The organism is Pseudomonas sp. BN102 (assembly GCF_029871245.1).
In the GTDB taxonomy this organism is placed as follows: Bacteria; Pseudomonadota; Gammaproteobacteria; order Pseudomonadales; family Pseudomonadaceae; genus Metapseudomonas.
Map to the genome: position 1 here is coordinate 202475 of NZ_SSON01000078.1, position 18255 is coordinate 220729.

The 18255-nt window shown below is 65.1% G+C and carries 8 protein-coding genes and 1 pseudogene; 3 read left to right on the forward strand and 6 right to left on the reverse strand.

Going from position 1 to position 18255, the window contains the following annotated elements; genetic code table 11:
• Together E8F12_RS26935 and E8F12_RS26940 are read right to left on the reverse strand one after the other, a co-directional pair.
• The coding region (locus E8F12_RS26935) for a peroxidase family protein (RefSeq protein ID WP_280328272.1) at positions 1–9540 on the reverse strand (9540 nt) is incomplete at its 3' end.
• Positions 9541–10295: 755 nt separating this feature from the next.
• Positions 10296–11369, reverse strand: coding sequence for a sigma-54 dependent transcriptional regulator (locus tag E8F12_RS26940; RefSeq protein ID WP_280328273.1), 1074 nt, complete (start codon positions 11367–11369; stop codon positions 10296–10298).
• Positions 11370–11650: 281 nt separating this feature from the next.
• On the opposite strand from E8F12_RS26940, the gene msuE reads away from it, so the two are divergent.
• Positions 11651–12214 (forward strand): FMN reductase, encoded by a 564-nt coding sequence (gene msuE / locus E8F12_RS26945; RefSeq protein WP_280328274.1) that lies wholly within the window; start codon positions 11651–11653, stop codon positions 12212–12214.
• Positions 12215–12273: 59 nt separating this feature from the next.
• Here msuE and E8F12_RS26950 read toward each other — a convergent pair whose 3' ends face one another.
• The 4 genes and pseudogenes from E8F12_RS26950 to E8F12_RS26965 all read right to left on the reverse strand — a co-directional run bounded on the left by E8F12_RS26950 (position 12274) and on the right by E8F12_RS26965 (position 15716).
• Positions 12274–12891: an ABC-type transport auxiliary lipoprotein family protein gene (locus E8F12_RS26950; RefSeq protein WP_280328275.1), complete on the reverse strand. Its 618-nt coding sequence runs from the start codon at positions 12889–12891 to the stop codon at positions 12274–12276.
• A complete protein-coding gene (locus E8F12_RS26955) occupies positions 12888–13805 on the reverse strand; it encodes an MlaD family protein (protein WP_280328276.1) in 918 nt (305 codons plus the stop codon). Before E8F12_RS26955 ends, E8F12_RS26950 begins: the two co-directional genes overlap by 4 nt.
• The gene (locus E8F12_RS26960; RefSeq protein ID WP_280328277.1) at positions 13806–14594 is read right to left on the reverse strand and encodes an ABC transporter ATP-binding protein; all 789 of its coding nucleotides are present in this window, start codon (positions 14592–14594) and stop codon (positions 13806–13808) included. It abuts the gene before it with no gap.
• A pseudogene (locus tag E8F12_RS26965) lies at positions 14591–15716 on the reverse strand (ABC transporter permease). The gene E8F12_RS26960 and the pseudogene E8F12_RS26965 overlap by 4 nt, the downstream one beginning before the upstream one ends.
• Positions 15717–15951: 235 nt before the next feature.
• Between E8F12_RS26965 and E8F12_RS26970 the strand changes: the two are divergent.
• Together E8F12_RS26970 and E8F12_RS26975 are read left to right on the forward strand one after the other, a co-directional pair.
• On the forward strand, positions 15952–17136 hold the full coding sequence (locus E8F12_RS26970; protein ID WP_280328278.1) for an acyl-CoA dehydrogenase family protein: 1185 nt from the start codon (positions 15952–15954) through the stop codon (positions 17134–17136).
• A complete protein-coding gene (locus E8F12_RS26975; protein ID WP_280328279.1) occupies positions 17133–18254 on the forward strand; it encodes a sigma-54 dependent transcriptional regulator in 1122 nt (373 codons plus the stop codon). The genes E8F12_RS26970 and E8F12_RS26975 overlap by 4 nt, the downstream gene beginning before the upstream one ends.
• Position 18255 lies beyond the last annotated feature (1 nt).

Here is an 18255-nt window from a genome sequence, read left to right on the forward strand (position 1 = left end):
GCCCTGGCCGCCGGCCATCATGTCGGCCCCGACACCACCCACCAGCACATCATTGCCGGCGCCGCCGACGATGACGTTGTCCAGCGCATTGCCGAAGCCGACGAAGTTGCCGCTGCCACCGAAGAACAGGCCCTCGACATTGGCGCCCAGGGTGTAGCTGTTCAGCGAGGTGGATACCGTGTCGTGGCCTCCACCGACTGACTCGAGAACCAAGTCGCCGGCGTCGGTGACTTCATAGACATCATTGCCGACACCGCCGACCATGGTATCGGCCCCGGGCCCTCCTATCAGCACATCATCGCCGGCGTCACCGTTCAGGGCGTCATCGCCCAGGCCACCGGACAGCACGTCATTACCGTCACCACCATTGATCAAGTCGGCGCCGATGGTGCCCACCAGGTTATCGGCAGCGGCCGTGCCATTGATCAGCGCACCGACGACCGACGTAGCAGTCGAGGTTAGCGATTCAAGGGTGCCGCCATCATCCGTGAAGCTGGCCACTACCCGCAGGGTATGACCAACTTGCGCCGCCGTCGGGGTAAAGCCGGGCTGCGTCGCCCCGGCGATATCGGTGAAACCGGTCGGGCTCGCCGCATCGCTGGCCTGCCACTGATAGGTGAAGACCGTATTGGTGAGGCCATCCGGATCCGAGATGCTGCCACGCGAGGCGATCAGCCCCAGGCTCTGGGTCGGCGAGACATCACTGATGGCCGGGGTTCCCGTCGGCGCATCGTTGGCCGTCGGCACGACGGGCGGCGTGACATTGGAGAACACGGTTTCCAGCACACCGTGGGCATCCCTGTAGATCGCCTTGACCCGCAGGGCAAGGCCCAGCTGATCCGCCGTGAGGCGGAAGGTCTTGCCGCTGGCCCGGGCCAGCTCACCGGCCGCGAAGGTGGTGATGTCCTGGAACACCCCCGAACCCGCGGCGGTTTCGGCCTGCCAGTAATAGGTCACCGCTCCGGTCACGCTGCCACCGGGATTGTCGGCATCGCTGACGCCGTCGATGAAGGCCTCCATCAGCGCCCCGACATCCGGGGTGCTGTCGTTGACGGTCACCACCCCGGTCGGGGATGCGTTACGGCCGGTCACCAGGAGCTGGCTGCTATCGGAGAACTCCAGTTGCTCGATACCGGTCAGGGTGTCCACGCCTTCGGAGCCGACATTGTCGGTGACGGTCACGATGTCATCGTGCTGGTCGGCCGTGCCGCGATCGTTGATGGTCACGGCGTAGTCGCTGGCAAGGCCGCTGAACACCGCGCTGTCGATCGAGTCGTCGCCCTGCACGATTTCTCTGACGGCCACCAGCATCCCGGCGTTGTAGCGGCCCGAGACCACGGACTGCACCAGGGTGGTCATGCTGTTGGCGCTGTCGATCTCGGTGGTCGGATCGAGGGGGTTGGTGCGCACGCTGATGCGGACGTTGAGCCACTTGTCGCCGTCGATCAGGTCGTTGCCTTCACGGCCTTCGATGATGTCGCTGCCGCTGCCGCCGAAGATGATGTTGCCACCATCGAAGAAGCTCACGGCGGGCGTTGCGACAGTCCCGAGCACTTCGTTCAGGTAGGCCTGCAAGCCATTGATCAGCGCGAAATTGGTCAGCACGCTGCCCTTGGCGCCTGCCGTCGGCAGGGTGAGCGGGCTCGAGTTGTCGCCGCGCAGCACATCACCGAAGGCCGAACCGGAAATCCCCTCGACGAAGTCCATGCGGGTCAGCACCGAGGCGCCCGAGCCCGGCATCGCCGGCTGGTCGAAGAAGCGGCCATCGATGTCGACGGTGACGCCCGTCGTGTCGTTCTTGAAGCTCGCCCAGTCATAGCCGGAGCCACCGACATAGCGGTCACCCATGCCCGTGCTGCCGACCATGATGTCGTCACCGCCCTCGGCGTTGAACTTGTCGTTTTCGCCGCTGCCGATGTAGATGTCGTTGCCGGCGATCGGGTCGTTACCGGCAGGATCGAAGTTGTCGCCGGGCGCGCCGTCGGACGTGCCGGCCTCGATCCAGTCGTCACCCTCGTTGCCCATGTCCTGTTCGTTGGCCTTGGAGCCCAAGATGAAGTCGTTGCCCTGCCCGCCGAAGGCTTCGCTGGCATCTTCACCGGTGATGATGAAGTCGTTGCCGAAGCCACCGAGGATCAGGTTGACGCCATTGCCGCCCTGGATCACGTCGTTGCCGTTGTCACCCTTGATGTTGTCGTCGCCACCCACGTCCGTGATGATGTCGTCGCCGTCGCCACCATTGATGAAATCGTTGCCGTAGCCGCCATCCAGGCGGTCGTTGCCACCGTCACCGTAAAGGGTGTCGTCACCTTCGCTGGAACGCAGGATGTCGTTGTTCGCCGAACCACCCAGCACCACGTGCTCCACGCCGGAATAGCGCAGGTAATTGGTGTCGGCCCCCACCGTCGCCGGGTTGTCGCGGCTCACCTCCGGCAGCAAGGGGTTGGCGCCCAGCGGGTCGGAGTTGCCGTCGATGCCGTCCACGCCGACCACGTCATCCAGGGTGCCCTGGATGCCATCCACGCCCGCATCGTTCAGCCCGGTGTGCTGCGCCAGCGGGTTGACTTCCAGGGTAAAGGCCGGCGACGAGAACACGATGGCCGGCAGGTGGGTCGCACTGGAGTTGGCCATGATCAGCTTGGCGAAGGAGTTACCCTCCAGCTCGGCGTTGAAGTTCATGCCGGCGGTGCGTTCCAGGTAATAGAAGCGGTCGCCGTCCTGGAGTTTCTCCAACTGGTTCTCGAACACGAAATTGAAGGTGGAGCCCAGCATGCCGCCGAAGGGGGTGACCTTCTCGGCCAGGCCGCCGATCCAGAAGTCCACCGTGTCCAGGCCGGTGGTGGCCGCCGAGCCGTTGAGGAAGGCCAGCCGGTCGGCGGGCGCGCCGACTCCGCCGAGGACGATGGCGGTTGCCGCCGCGCGCTTGTCGACCAGGGTCGTGGCCGCGGTGATGCTGGCATGGGTGCCATAGGCCGCGATGAAGTTGATCAGCGACTCCGCATGCTTGAGGTGCATCGCGAAATCGGCCCAGCTGGTGTACGGCTTGAGGTTGCTGTCGCCGGTGGCTTCGAAGAACTGCGCACGGGCGTGGTTAAGGGACGGAACCCCGGTATCACGGCCCCGGGCGATATTCAGCGCCGGCAGGTCGAGCGGCAGGCCCACCAGGTTGTTGCGCAGCGCCTCGGTGACGAACTCGTCGATCTGGTTGCCGACCTCGCGGGTCACACCGCGAACGATGGCGCCGGTAGCGTCCTCGGGCGTCAGGCCGCTGGCCTCGTAGGCCAGGGGGTTGAGGAAGGCCTGGATCAAGCCGAGCTGTTGATTGCCCGCGGCAGCCGGATCGGCATCGCCAACGACGTTGAAGTTGGCGTCGAAACGATCGACCGTCTCGGTCAGCATCGAGTGGCCGAAACGGTAAACCGTGTGGGCGAACTCGGCGACGATCGAGGGATCGAGGTCGACGTCATAGACCTGGGTCGGCGCGAAGAAGGGGTCGATGTTCGGCTGGATGGTCCGCGCGAACTCCTCGAACACCAGGTGCTGGTACTGCATCTCGGTGCCGAACTTGGCCACCTGGAACAGGCGTTCGCCGTTCCATTGCAGGGCCGCGATTTCGGCAGGCGCGGTCGGGAAGCTGGTGACCGGGGTCAGCAGCCACTCGTTGAGGAAGCCCACATCATTGCTCGCCAGCGCCGTGTCCTTGGTCTGCTGCAGCAGGCGGTTGTGCTCGGAGTGGAAGATCGCGTGGACCGCGGTCAGCCCGATGTTTTCGTTGACCCGGCCGTCGCCGGCCATGTAGTGCGCATCCAGCAGTTCATTGTCGTAGGTGCCCGGTGCAGGCGTACCGCCTACGACAAGGTCCGCATCGGGCAGGAGTGCCAGGCCGGTCTGACTGTCCACCGGAACGGCGGTGTGCGCGATATCGATGAGGAACTGGTGACCGGTACGCACGGCATCGGTCAGGTCGATCGGCGCGGCGCGGTTGCCTTCCACCAGCACATCGTCAGCGGTGCCGGGCAGGCCGTCCGGGCCCACCATCACCACCTGCGGCATGCCACCGGGCCCCTTGATGAAGTTGCCGTAGGCGTCGGTTGCCAGCAGCGGGACGTTGTCGAAATCGGCATCGGTCAGGTTGATCCCGAGGATATCCCGGGCCTGGGCCTTGAGCACCTTCCAGGTGGCCATGCCGCCGATCTCCACGTCGTCCGCGGTGCCGAAGATCCCATCCGCGCCGAGGTTGCGGTTGGTGATCAGGCCACCGGTCGCCACCGGATCGCCGGCGGCGTCGAGCGTATAGGCACGCAGGAACACCTGGTGCGATGGATGCGAACTGTAGGTCTGGTTCTGGTCGACGAAGGGCGAGGTGGTGTTCTGCGATTCCCGCGTATCGTCTGCGGTACCGAGAATGCCATCTGCCCCGGGACCGGCGAATTGAGTGGCCCTGGTCAGGACCATGAAGTTGGTCGGGCTACCGGGAACGAAGCGCGGATCATCGGGGTTGAGCGGCATGAATACCGTGCCATTACCGCCTTTGGTGACCAGGTCCAGGCCGTGGTCGAAGAACTGCCCGAAGAAGGTCATCCAGGCGTTGAAGGGCGCCGACAGGCCGGCATCCGGCATTTCGTTGGCAAAGAAGAAGGTCTGGAAGGTCGAACCGTCGGTGCGGGTTCCGGTAACCACCTGCACACCGTCCTTCAGGACATCGTCGGCCGTGCCGAGAACACCGTCCAGGCCGGGATCGAACGCCGTCGCGAGCGCCGCCGGGTTATTGGCGGTCTGGTCGACGATCAGGTTGGAGATGGTGCGCGGCTGCGAGTCGACCACATCGACGGCCGAATCATAGGTGGTACCTGCTTCTGCAGGGCGGAACTCGCCCGGTAGCAACCGCGGGAAGAGGTTGTCGGCCGCACCGAACTGACTCTGGTCGATGCCGGAGAAGTTCACCAGGTTGTTGAACTCACCGGTCACCGTGCGCAGGCCGACCGAGGCGCGCACGTTCGGCACCAGCGACAGCAGGTCGGCACCCGCGGCATGGGCCTCGGCGATGCGGATCTGGTCGAGAATGAAGTTCAGGTCCGAACGCACCAACTGTATGCCCGGCCCGCTTTGCGCGACCCCCGGCCCCGGATCGGGGACGAAGGTCGGCGGCGGCGTGAAGGGTGCCACGGCGTCGGTGGGTGCGGAGAACACCTGCTCGGTCAAGCCATTGGCGTCGGCATAGACCCCCTTGACCCGCAACACCAATCCAGCCACATCCGGGGTGATGCGAAAGCGGACGCCATTGGCGCTCTGGAAGGCCAAGTCGCCCGCCGGCGCGGCGATGATGTCCTCGAATATGCCCGAGCCTGCTACCCGCTCCACCTGCCAGACGAAGTTGACATCGGTGATGGTGCCGCCGGGATTATCGGCATCGGTCACGCCCGCGCTCGACACGGTGAGGAAATCGCCGACCTCCAGCGCCCCGCCATTGGTATCGGTGATGGTCAGCGCGCCCACCGGCTCGGCATTCAGGCCGGGGACCAGCACGATGGCGCCATCGGCGAACTGCACACGTTCGATGTTGGTCAGGCGGTCGGTGCCGTCACGCCCGACCACCAGGTCGGTCACGGTGAAGGAGCCATCGGCGTTGGCGGTGATGTCGTACTCGGAATTGAGACCGGAATAGTTCGCCGTGTCGAAGTCCGCGGTCCCGGTCAGCAATTCACGCACTGCGACCAGTTGGCCGGGGGTGAAGGTGTGGTTCAGCATTAGCGGGATGAGGTCGACCATGCTGTCGAAGCTGGCGATCTCGGCCCCGGTACCGTCGGCGTTGGCGCGTACGCTGATGCGGACATTCAGCGAGAGGTCACCGTCGATCAGGTCGTCGCCGCCGCGGCCTTCGATGATGTCGCTGCCACTGCCGCCGAGGATGATGTTGCCGGCGCCGAACTGATCGTCCGCCGTGCCGACTATTCCATCGGCGCCCGCTGCGGCGGTACTCAGGAATGCCCGGAGGCCGGTGATCAGGTCGAGGTTGGTCAGCACGTTGCCAGTGGCCGTGGTGCCGGCCAGGGCGGCGGCATCGGTGTCATCGCCGCGCAAGATGTCGGCGAAGGCCGAGCCGGAAAGCCCCTCCACTTCGGCGAAGCGGTCGAAGATCGAAGCCGGCGATTGCGCCACGGGGAAGGCCAGGTGGTCGCCCACCTCGCCAATGCCGAGGAAAGCCGCCAGGGCCAGGTCCACGGTGACGCCGATCCGGTCGTTCCTGTAGGTGACCCAGTCATAGCCGGACATGCCGTCCATCTTGTCCTGGGCATCGCTGCCGACGATGATGTCGTCGCCACCCTCGCCGATCATCTCGTCGAAGCCGCCGCCACCGATGAAAATGTCGTTGCCGATGACGTTGTCAGCCAGCAGGGGCGCGAAGTTGTCGCCGGGCGCGCCATCCTGCGTGCCCTTCTCGATCCAGTCGTCCCCCTCGTTGCCGGTAGGCGCCAGGCTGGTCTTGGCGCTATAGATGAAGTCGTCGCCCTGGCCGCCGAAGGTGGTGGAAACGTCTTCGATGGTGACGATGAAGTCCTTGCCATCGCCCCCCAGGATCAGGTTGCCGCCACCGGCAGCCATCATGTTGCCGACCACGATCACGTCGTTGCCGGCGCCACCCTCCATGCGGTTGTCGCCCCCGGCATCGGTGAGGATATCGTCGCCGGAGCCGCCCATCACGGTGTCGTTGCCGTAGCCACCTTCCAGTTCATCGTTGCCGTCATCACCATAGAGGGTGTCGTCGCCATCGCCGGAGATGATGATGTCGTTGCCGGCAGTGCCGCCGAGGACCACATGGTCCTCACCGGTGTAGCGCAGGTAGTTGGTGTCCGGGCCGACCGTATTGGGGTTGTCGCGAATCACCAGCGGGATGATCTCGACCGCGCCGATCGCGGCGCCGCCAGTAGGGTCAGCGTTGCCTGGCAGATCGTCGGCGGTACCGACGATGCCATCGGGACCGGCCACCACGCCCTGGTTGAACTGCCGGGTCGGGTCGACCTCAAGGGTCCAGGTCGGGGTGGAGAAGATCGCGTTCGGCAGGTGAAGGGCATCAGTGTTGTTCATCACCAGCTTGGCGAAGGAGTTGTTCTCCAGCTCGGCGCCGAAGTTCAAGCCTGCGGTACGTGACAGGTAGTAGAAGCGGTCACCGTTCTGCAGCGACTCCAATTGGGTCTCGAAGACGAAGTTGAAGGTGGAGCCGAGCATGCCGCCGAAGGGCATCTTCTCCTCCGCCAGGCCACCGATCCAGAAGTCGACCTGGTCCAGGCCGGTGATGGTCACGCCATCCGCGCCGCTGGCCCAGGCGCCGGTGCTGTTGAGGAAGTCCAGACGGTCGGCGGCTACCAGGCCGTCCGCGTTCTGATCGATCCCCAGCACCAGCTCCATGGCAGCCAGGCGTTTGGTAACCAGGGTCGCGGCGCCCGTGATGGAGGCATGCGTGCCATAGGCGGCGATGAAGTTGATCAGCGACTCCACGTGCTTCAGGTGGTCGGCGAAATCCACCCAGCTGGTGTAGGGCGTCAGCTGTTCATCGCCGGTCATCTGATAGAACTCGCGGCGCGCGGCGTTCAGCGAAGGCACGCCGGTATCACGGCCACGGGCGATGTTCAGCACCGCCAGGTCGAGTGGCAGCCCCACCAGGTTGTTGCGCAGGGCCTCGGTGATGAACTCGTCGATCTCGTTGCCGACCTGGCGAGTCAGCCCGCGGACGATGGCGCCAGCCGCTTGCTCCGGGGTCGGGCCGCTGACGGCGAAGGCCAGCGGGTTGAGGAAGGCAGAAATCAGGCCCATCTGCTGAGCGTTGGTCGGGTGCAGCGGGTCGGCGAAGACCGGATTGAAGTTGGGATCGAAGCGATCCACGGTCTCCAGCAGCATCGAGTGGCCGAAGCGGTAAACCGTATGGGCGAATTCGGCGACGATGGAAGGATCGATGGTGGTGTCATAGCCGGTGGGGGCGAGGAACTCGTCGACCTGCGGCTGGATGGTGCGGGCGAATTCCTCGAACACCAGGTGCTGGTACTGCATCTCGGTGCCGAACTTGGCGGCCTGGAACAGCCGCTCGCCGTTCCATTGCAGCGCGGCGATCTCGGCGACGGTGGTCGGGAATACCGCCGGTGCGGTGCCCGGCAGCAGCCAGGAGGTCAGCTCGGCCAGGCTGCCCGAGGCCAGCAGCGTGCTCTTGGTCTGCTCGACCAGGCGGTTGTGCTCGGAGTGGAACACATGGTGCACGGTGGTCAGGCCGATATTCTCGTTGACCCGGCCGTCGCCGGCGATGTAGTGCGCATCCAGCAACTCGTTGTCGTAGGTGCCTGCCGGCTGCGGACTGCCGGCGTTGATCACGGTGTCGGTGTCGGCCACCAGCCCACCGGTCGGATCGGCGCTGTGGGCGATGTCGATGAGGAACTGGTGGCCGGTGCGCACGGCATTGGTCAGGTCGAGCGGTGCCAGCCGGTTGCCTTCCACGAGAACATCATCGGCAGTACCAGCAATGCCATCGAACCCCTTCATCACCACCTGCGGCAAACCATTCGGGCCCTTGATGAAATTGCCATAGGGGTCGGTGGCCAGCAGCGGCAGATCGAATACGTCGGCATCGGTCAGGTTGATCCCGAGGATGTCGCGGGCCTGGGCCTTGACTACCTTCCAGGTGGCCATGCCACCGATCTCGACGTCGTCGGCCGTACCGAACACCCCGTCGGCACCGAGGTCACGGTTGGTGATCAGCTTGCCGGTGGCCACCGGGTCGCCGGCCGCATTCAGCGCATAGGCGCGCAGGAATACCTGGTGCGACGGGTGCGAGGTATAGGTCTGGTTCTGGTCGACGAAGGGCGAGGTGGTGTTCTGGTTCAGGCCCGGCCCGCCGAACTGAGTGGCGCGGGTCAGCACCATGAAGTTGGTCGTACCGCCAGGCACGAACAGCGGGTCGTCGGGCTGCAGCGGAACGAACACGACATCGTTGCCGCCCTTGGTCACCAGGTCCAGGCCATGGTCGAAGAACTGCCCGAAGAAGGTCATCCAGGCGTTGAAGGGCGCGGACAGCCCGGCATCCGGCGCAACGTTAGGGATAAACAACGTCGAGGTGTCATCCAGGGTGCCAAAGATCCCGTCGAGGCCGGGGCTTGCCACGGTAGCGGAACCGGGTGTCTGCGCAGCGGCAGCCACCGCCGCCGGGTTGTTGGCGGTGAAGTCGACGATCAGATTGCTGATGGTCCGCGGCTGGCTGTCGAACACCGTGCCGGTGGTCTGGGCATAGCTGGTAGGCAGGGACCCCGGCACGAAGGGATTGCTCTCGGCGGTGCGGAAGACCGGGTCGAGCAACCGCGGAAAGATGTTGTCCGCTTCACCAAATGCGCTCTGGCCGAACACCAGGTTGTTGAAGGAGCCGTCGATGGTGCGCAGTCCCCAGGGCACCTGCACGTTGGGCAGCAGGTCGAGGAGTTCCTGGCCGGAGGCGTGGGCTTCGGCGATGAGAATCTGCTGAAGAATGAAATCCAGGTCCGACAGGTTGAAGTTGGCCATTTTGCTGATTCCTCAATTCCGACTGCGTAGGGGCGTGCGCCATGGCAGCAAGGACAAGGCTCCACGCTTTCGACTTGACTTCGGGATTTGGGGGACTAGATGACGCCTACCTTGAAGCGACGCTGGTGCTAGCGTGATTCATGCTCTTCAGCAGGAGGTTCTATCCCTGACAGTGCCGGCAAATTGGCGCCGGCGCCAAGGTCATCGACCCGGCGGGCCGTGATATTCGGTGAGGTGCAGCGAGGCGGGCGAAGTCGCCTCCTGGAACGGGACTCGCGAAACAGTGCTCATGACGTTCTCCCTAGCTTTCTTGTTTCCCGGCTAAGGCTGCAGCGCCCTCACGATGCAGCTGTCCGCATTTCGAAACAATTTCTTACATACCTGACTAAAGATTCGACCAAAAACACTGTCAAGCGACCGTCGCAGCAGCCTATTTCGCTCAAAAATTTAAATTAAGTATTTGATTTATATAGAACAATTCTTGAAATAATATCTTACAAAAATGTAAATGCGAGGCACTCCAGGGGACGTCACCCTCAAGTCAGGGTCCAGCACACAGGCTGAAAGTCCCGAGATAGAGCCATCAAGCCAGTTGCCCACCGTTAATCCGCTGTTTGCCACCGCCCGGAAGAGCCAAGCGGCATCTTGCAAAATCCGCGGATCAGTGAGTCAAAAAGCCGTGCTTTTTGCCTGATTTCACGAGCAGGACCGAACAGGCAGGCGGCCCGGTCGGAAGCCGGGCCGGCGGGGGGAAATCAGGCCAGGCGAATGACTGGCCTGCGTGAAGCCACTTCCAGCTCGCCAATCTTCTCCAGCCGCGCCCGCACGATATTGCGGCTGATGCCCAGCAGCCGGGCGGTCTGCAGCTGGTTGCCGTGGCAGAAGCGGTAGGCGCTACGGAACACCCGCTCCTCGATCTGCTCATAGAGATCCGGCAGGTTCTGCTCGAACAGCGCATTCAGCGCCGCTTCCAGATCGGCGGGCCGGGCCGACAGGGCCAGCGCATCCTGGCGGGCGGCCGCCAGGCGCATATCCACCAGCTGCAGGTCGCCGGGCTGAACCAGACCGTGGCGGCACACCAGCAGGGCATGGTGGATGGCGTTCTCCAGTTCGCGGATATTCCCCGGCCAGCTGTGTCCGAGCAGCTTGCGCTCGGCATCCGCGCTCAGGACCGCCGGGACATAGCCCAGGCGCCGGCAATGCTCGCCGAGGAAGAAGTGCGCCAAAGGCAGGATGTCGCCCCTGCGTTCGCGTAGCGGCGGCAACTCGATGCTCGCCACGTGCAGGCGATAGAACAGATCCTCGCGGAAGTGCCCGGCTATCACGGCGTCCGCCAGATTGACGTTGGTCGCTGCCGCCAGTCGCACGTCGATGGGAATGGGTGTGCGCGAACCCAGGCGCACCACTTCACGCTCCTGCAAGACCCGCAGCAGCTTGACCTGCATGTTCAGCGGCAGGTCACCAATCTCGTCAAGGAACAGGGTGCCGCCATTGGCCGCCTCGAACCATCCGGCCTTGCTGCAGGTGGCGCCGGTGAAAGCGCCCTTCTCGTGGCCGAACAGTTCGCTTTCCACCAGGGTTTCCGGGAAGGCGCCGCAGTTCACCGCAACGAAGGGGCCGCTGGCCCGCCGGCTGAGGTTGTGGAGATGCCGGGCCACCAACTCCTTGCCGGTGCCGGTCTCGCCGATAATCAGCGCATTGGCCTCGCTAGGCGCCAGGCGCTCGATGCGGCTGAGCAGTTCCTGGGAAACCGGATCCTTGAACACCAGCACGGTGGCGCGGACGGATTTGGTCAGTTCACGGGCATTGGGGTGGGTAAGCAGAGACATGGTGCATTCCTGGCATCCGAAAGCGCAGGACGATGATGCCCGAAAACCATATAGATAAAAAAATTATCAATTAGTATTTATATATATCAAAACAGAATAAAACAATCGAACGAAACCCCGCACTGTTGCCCCGGCAACACCCCATCAGCACAACTGCTGCATTCCGCCCAGCGCAATCCCGCTCGAACGACTTGAACTGCCCGAAATTCGCACACTTTCGCCCTTGGTACGGCCCTTGCTCTTGCCCTCTGCACACAGAGCAACATCCCAAGGGATACCCCATGACCAAGCCGATCAGAGTCGTAGCCGTTTCCGGCGGCACCTTCCGCCCCTCCCGCACCCTGGTGCTGACCCAGGCCATAGTCGCCGAGCTGGGCCGCCTGCTGCCCATCGAGGCGCGCATCATCGAACTGGGCGACATCGCCCGACCCGTGGGAGGCGCCTTGTCACGCAAGGAGTTGCCGGAGACCGTCGAGCATGAACTGCGCGCCATCGAGACGGCCGACCTGCTGGTGGTAGCGGCGCCGGTCTATAGAGGATCCTACCCCGGCCAGTTCAAGCACCTGTTCGACCTGATCGACCTCAATGCGCTGGTCGATACCCCCGTGCTGCTGGCCGCCACCGGCGGCAGCGATCGCCACGCCCTGGTCCTCGACCACCAGTTGCGCCCGCTGTTCAGCTTCTTCCAGGCACTGACGTTGCCCATTGGCGTCTACGCCTCGGAGGCCGACTTCCAGAATTACCAGATCACCAGCGAAACGTTACGCTCGCGCATCACGCTGGCTGCCGAACGCGCCACGCCTCTGTTCGCCGGCAACGCCGCCGACCTGCTGAAGATCGCCTGAAGACTGCCCCCAGCGGCCGCTTCCATGAGCACTCCCGGATGGCTACCAGCCGAGGAAGCTCAATCCCGCACGCTGAGTTCCGGACGCCCAGCGCCCTGGGCAAGGGTCCAGTCCAGCACCTGGGCCGCAAGGCGGTCGGCGGCCAGGCCGAATGCCGTTACCACTTGCGCCGGCGCCGAGCCGCCGGCCGCCTCGCGCACCTCGAAACGCTGGCTGGCGAGCATGCGCCGGCTGCCACTCTGCACCAGCCGCGCCTCCAGCAGGATATGCACCTCCACCCTCCCCGCCCGGTACTCGCCCTGGAAGGCGCGCAGGTCGCCTGCCAGCACCAGGTCGGTCGCCAGCCGGCTGTCGTCGCTGCTCACCGCACCAACGCGGCCATCGGCGCGGAAGGCGTCGATCAGGCGGTCACGCAGCAACAGGGTGCCACGGTCGTCCCAGCGCACCCCCTGATAGGCACTGATGCGGTCGCCGTCGGGCAGCACGGCGATGCGTGTACTGTCCAGCAGCGGGCTGGCCAGCGGTTTGTTGATCTGCAAGGCCCAATCCACCTCCACACCCCTCGCCGGCGCGGCACCGGTTACGGGCAGTTGATAGACAGTCAGCTCCTCGCCCTTGGGCAGGATGGAGCAGGCGCCGAGCAACGATAGAACGGCCAGGGCAAGCATGGGCTTCATGGTCGGAACTCCTTGATGCTGTCGTTGCGCAGCAGGTAGCCACCCGGGTCTTCTTCGAGACGGCGAGAGAAGCTGCGCAGCGATTCCAGGGTGTCGCGCAATTGGCCGATGGCCGGCCCCAGCTCGCCTATGCCTTTCATGCCGCCATCGAGTGACTGGCGATTGTTCTCCAGCATCTGCTCGATACTGCGGCTGCTGCGTTCCAGGGACGCCAACAGCCGGTCGGCGCTGGCAAAGGCCTGACGGCCCTGGCCATCCAGCAGATCGTTGGCGGTGCGGAACAGGGCGCCGGCCTCGCTGGTGGCGGCGTTGACCTGTTCCAGGGTACGGCGCAGCTCGTCGCGCTGGCCGGCAATGCTGGCCGTGGTCTGCTCCAGGTGGGCCAGGGTCCGGGAAACGTGCTCGACGTTGTCGCTGGAGAACAGTTGATTAGCCTGTTCCAGCAACCGGGTGACGCTGACCATCACATCCTCGCCGCCGGCCATCAGCCGGGCGATGGGTGACGGATCGGCGATGATCACCGGCGTCTTGCCATCCTTGCCCCTGAGCAGCGGGCTGGCCGGGGTACCGCCGTGCAACTGGATTACCGCGGTTCCGGTGACGCCGGTGATGGACAGCCGAGCCCGGGTGTCCTCCTTGATCGGCGTGTCGCCGACTATGCGAATGCGCGCCCGCACCTTGCGCGGGTCCTTCGGGTCCAGGCGCAGCTGCGCCACGTCGCCGACCTTGATACCGCTGTACTGCACGGCGCTGCCCTGGGACAGGCCACTCACGGCTTCGGTGAAGATCACCTCGTACTCCTGCAGTTGGCTGTCGGAGCCGGCCTTGCTCAGCCAAAGGGCGAAGAGCATGGCGGCGCCGACCACCAACACGGTGAACAGGCCAATCAGGACGTGGTGGGCTCGTGTTTCCATTCATGGGCTCCCTGGCGCGCGCATGGCGGCCTGTTCGGCCGCGCGCCCGCGCGGACCGTGGAAATATTCGCGGACCCAGGGGTCCTCGTTGGCGGCGACCACCTCCAGGCGATCGGCCACCAGCACGTGCTTCTGCGCCAGCACCGCCACCCGGTCGCAGAGGCTGTAGAGGCTGTCCAGGTCGTGGGTGACCAGGAACACGCTGAGGCCCAGGGCATCGCGCAGGGTGCGGATCAGTTGGTCGAAGGCGGCCGCCCCAATGGGATCGAGCCCCGCCGTGGGCTCGTCGAGGAAGAGAATGTCCGGGTCCAGCGCCAGGGCACGGCCCAGGGCCGCGCGCTTGACCATGCCGCCGGACAGCTCTGTGGGGTACTTGTCGCCGGCGTTGGCCGGCAATCCCACCAGCGCCAGCTTGACCCGCGCCAGGGCCTCGGCGGCGGATCGGTCGAGGCCGGCGTGTTCGATTAGTGGCAGGGCGATGTTCTCGCTCACCGTCAGCGAAGAGAACAGCGCCCCTCGCTGGTAGAGCACGCCGAAGCGGCGCTCCAGCTGCCAGCGGCGCTCGGCTGGCAGCGCCAGCAATTCTTTGCCGAACACCCGCACGGTGCCGGCATTGGCCCGGCGCAAGCCGAGGATGCAGCGCAGCAGCACCGATTTGCCGGTGCCCGAACCACCGACCACGCCGAGCACCTCGCCACGCAGCAGGTCCAGGTTCAGGTCCTGGTGCACCACCTGGGCTCCGAACTGATTGCGCAGGCCGCGCACCTGGATGATGGCGTCTCCCGTCACCAGCCCACCTCCATCAGGAACAGTGCGGCCACCGCATCCAGCAGGATGACCACGAAAATAGACTGCACCACGCTGGAGGTGGTGCGCTCGCCCACCGACTGGGCGCTGCCGGTGACCTTGAAGCCTTCCAGGCAACCGATCACCGCGATCAGGAACGCGAACAGCGGCGCCTTGCCAATGCCCACCAGGAAGTGCCGCAGCTCGATGTTCTGCTTGAGCAGCGACAGGTACATGGCCGGCGAGATGTCCAGCGCCAGGGCGCAGACCACCGCACCACCGACCATACCGCTGAGCATGGCGATAAAGGTCAGCATCGGCAGGGCGATCAGCAGGGCGAAGACCCGCGGCAACACCAGCAGCTCCACCGGGCCTCAGGCCCAGGGTACGGATGGCGTCTATCTCCTCGTTGGCCTTCATCGAACCGATCTGCGCGGTAAAGGCACTCGCCGTGCGGCCGGCCATGAGGATGGCGGTGAGCAGCACACCGAATTCGCGAAGGAAGGAAAAGGCCACCAGGTTGACGGTATAGAGGGTGGCGCCGAAGTCCGAGAGGATGGTGGCGCCGAGGAATGCCACCACCGCGCCCACCAGGAAGGTCAGCAGCGCCACTATGGGCACCGCATCCAGGCCGCAATGCTCCAGGTGCGCCACCAGGGAAGTGATCCGCCAGCGCCGTGGGCGCAGGAGTATGGCGCCCATGGCGGAGAGGGTCAGACCGATGAAACCGAGCAGGGCCAGGCTCTGTTCCCAAAGCCCTTGCACCGCGGCGCCGATGCGTGCGAGCAGTTCCACCGGGGTCGACTGCCTGGGCGACGACGGCGCCTCGCCCTCCCCGGCCATGGCTGCGGCCACCGCCTGGAGCAGCGCGAGGCGTTCGGCAGGCAGGGACGGTGCGAGGATTTCCAGGTCAGCCATGCGCTCGTCGCCGAGCAACTCCACCAGCAACGCCGCGCCGGCGGTGTCCAGGCTGCCAAGCTCGTCCAGGTCCACCGCCCGACCCGGTGCAAGATCCTCGCGCAGGCCGGCGACGCGCCTGCGCAATTCGCCGTAGTGGGCCAGGGTCCAGTCCCCGCCTATGTGCAGGCCGGACTCGCGAATCTCGATGGAGGGCGGCCTGCTCATGACCACCACTCCTTCTGCCCATCCCCGACTGCTGGCCGAGCAACAGCCGACCAGCAAAAACTCTGCTTCAGCAACACAAAACGCCCTCCGTGACGCCGCAACTGCGCTGAAATCGTACAGATGCGGTTGGTACAGCTCTTGCTCCAGCTCATTGCCCCTGGCGCAACAGCTGCGCGGCTCCCTGAACTGCGCGACGCGGCCAAGCCGGCACCCCGACTACGACAAGGACCCCCGCGTGACCGCCAAGCCCCTCAGCATAACCTCTGACCTACAGCACCGCGCCCGACAATTGGCTGCGCAGTTCGCCGAAACCGCCGCCGAACGCGATGCCCTCGGCGGTACGCCAAAAGCCGAGCGCGATGCCATCCGCCAGAGTGGCCTGTTGTCGCTAATCATACCGGACGATTGCGGCGGCCTTGGCAGCGACTGGCAAACCACCCTGGACGTGGTGCGCGAGTTTGCCCGGGTGGACAGCTCCATCGCTCACGTCTTCGGCTTCCAGCACCTGATGCTGGCCACGGTGCGGCTGTTCTCCCGCCCAGACCAGTGGCAGCCCTGGTTCCAGCTCACCGCGCGCAACCGCTGGTTCTGGGGCAACGCCCTGAACCCCCTGGACAAGCGCACCACAGTGAAGAAGTTCGACGGCTGGCGCGAGTTCTCCGGGCAGAAAAGCTTCTGCTCCGGCGCCCTGGATTCGCAAATGCTGATCGCTTCCGGCCTCGACGAAGAAACCGGCAAGCTGCTGATCGCCGCCATCCCCACCGCGCGCAGCGGCATCAGCCTGGCGGACGACTGGGACAATATGGGCCAACGGCAAACCGACAGCGGCAGCGCCACCTTCGAGCGAGTCCGGGTGGAAGAGAACGAGCTGCTGCTGGAGCCCGGCCCCCTGAGCACACCATTCGCCTGCCTGCGCCCGCTGATCGCCCAGCTGATCTTCACCCACATCTACCTGGGGATAGCCGAAGGCTCGTTCGAAGAAGCCCGCGCCTACACCCTCAAGGAGGCGCGCCCCTGGTTCAAGTCATCCGCCGCCCATATCAACGAAGACCCCTACGTACTTGCCCACTACGGCGAGTTCTGGGTGGGCCTGGAAGGCGTGCGCGCTTTGGTGCAGCGGGCCACCAAGCTACTGGACAAGGCCTGGAGCCAGGGCCCCGACCTCGGAGATGCCCAGCGCGGCGAACTGGCACTGGCCATCGCCACCGCCAAGGTGGCGGCCACCCGCACCGGCCTGGACCTGTGCAGCCGCCTGTTCGAGGTGACCGGCGCACGCTCCACCCACGCCGCCCTGCGCCTCGACCGCCACTGGCGCAACCTGCGCACCCAGACCCTGCACGACCCGGTGGACTACAAGGTCCGCGAACTGGGCGAGTGGGCCCTCAACCAGACCCTGCCAACGCCGACCTTCTATTCATGAAAGCACCGCGCCAAGCCCCGAACGGCCTGCTCACCCTGCCCCCCTCCCCGGCCCTGGCCACCTCGGTGCGGGCCACCGCCCAGGTATTCGAGGACCCTAAGTCCCAGGCCCTGCTGGCCCACCTGCGACAGGTGGCGCCCAGCGAAGCCAGCGTGCTGATCATCGGTGAGACCGGTACCGGCAAGGAGCTGCTGGCCCGTCATGTACACAACCTCAGCGGGCGCCGTGCAGGTCCCTTCGTGGCTGTCAACTGCGGCGCCTTTTCCGAATCCCTGGTGGAGGCCGAACTGTTCGGCCATGAGAAGGGCGCCTTCACCGGCGCCCTGGCGGCCAAGCCCGGCTGGTTCGAGGCGGCCAACGGCGGCACCCTGTTCCTCGACGAGATCGGCGACCTGCCGATGCCCATCCAGGTCAAGCTGCTGCGGGTGCTGCAGGAGCGGGAAGTAGTGCGCCTGGGCTCGCGCAAGAGCATCCCCATAGACGTGCGGGTACTGGCCGCCACCAATGTGCAGCTGGAAAAGGCCATCAATGCGGGGCACTTCCGCGAGGACCTCTACTACCGGCTGAACGTCGTCACCCTGGAGCTCAGCCCGCTGCGCGAGCGGCCCGGCGACATCCTGCCGCTGACCCGCCACTTCATCGAGGAATACAGCCGCCGCCTCGGCTACGGCCGTAGCGCGCTGAGACCGGACGCCGAGCGCAAGCTGCGTGGCTACTCCTGGCCGGGGAATATTCGCGAGCTGGAGAACGTCATCCACCACACCTTGCTGATCTGCCGCGATGGCCTGATCCAGGCGAACGACCTGCACCTGTCCAACCTGCGCATCGAGCGTGCGGAAGAACCCCGCGCCAGCGAAGACGGTGCCGAGGCGCAGCTGCTGCAGGCCTTCCAGCGCCTGTTCGAAGAGCCGGGCGGCAACCTCCACCAGAAGGTGGAAGACACCCTGCTAAGAGCCGCCTACCGCCACTGCCACTACAACCAGGTACACACCGCCAACCTGCTCGGCCTCAGCCGCAACGTCACCCGCGCGCGGCTGATCGCCATCGGCGAGCTGGTGGTGAGCAAACGTGGCGTACAGCGCATCAACGGCGAACAGGTGGTGCAGCTGTCGATCTGAT

Bases quoted from the DNA above. Each gene is read 5' to 3' on its own strand.
- E8F12_RS26940 (WP_280328273.1), bottom strand. From the start codon at position 11,369: ATGTCTCTGCTTACCCACCCCAATGCCCGTGAACTGACCAAATCCGTC.
- msuE (WP_280328274.1), top strand. From the start codon at position 11,651: ATGACCAAGCCGATCAGAGTCGTAGCCGTTTCCGGCGGCACCTTCCGC.
- E8F12_RS26950 (WP_280328275.1), bottom strand. From the start codon at position 12,891: ATGAAGCCCATGCTTGCCCTGGCCGTTCTATCGTTGCTCGGCGCCTGC.
- E8F12_RS26955 (WP_280328276.1), bottom strand. From the start codon at position 13,805: ATGGAAACACGAGCCCACCACGTCCTGATTGGCCTGTTCACCGTGTTG.
- E8F12_RS26975 (WP_280328279.1), top strand. From the start codon at position 17,133: ATGAAAGCACCGCGCCAAGCCCCGAACGGCCTGCTCACCCTGCCCCCC.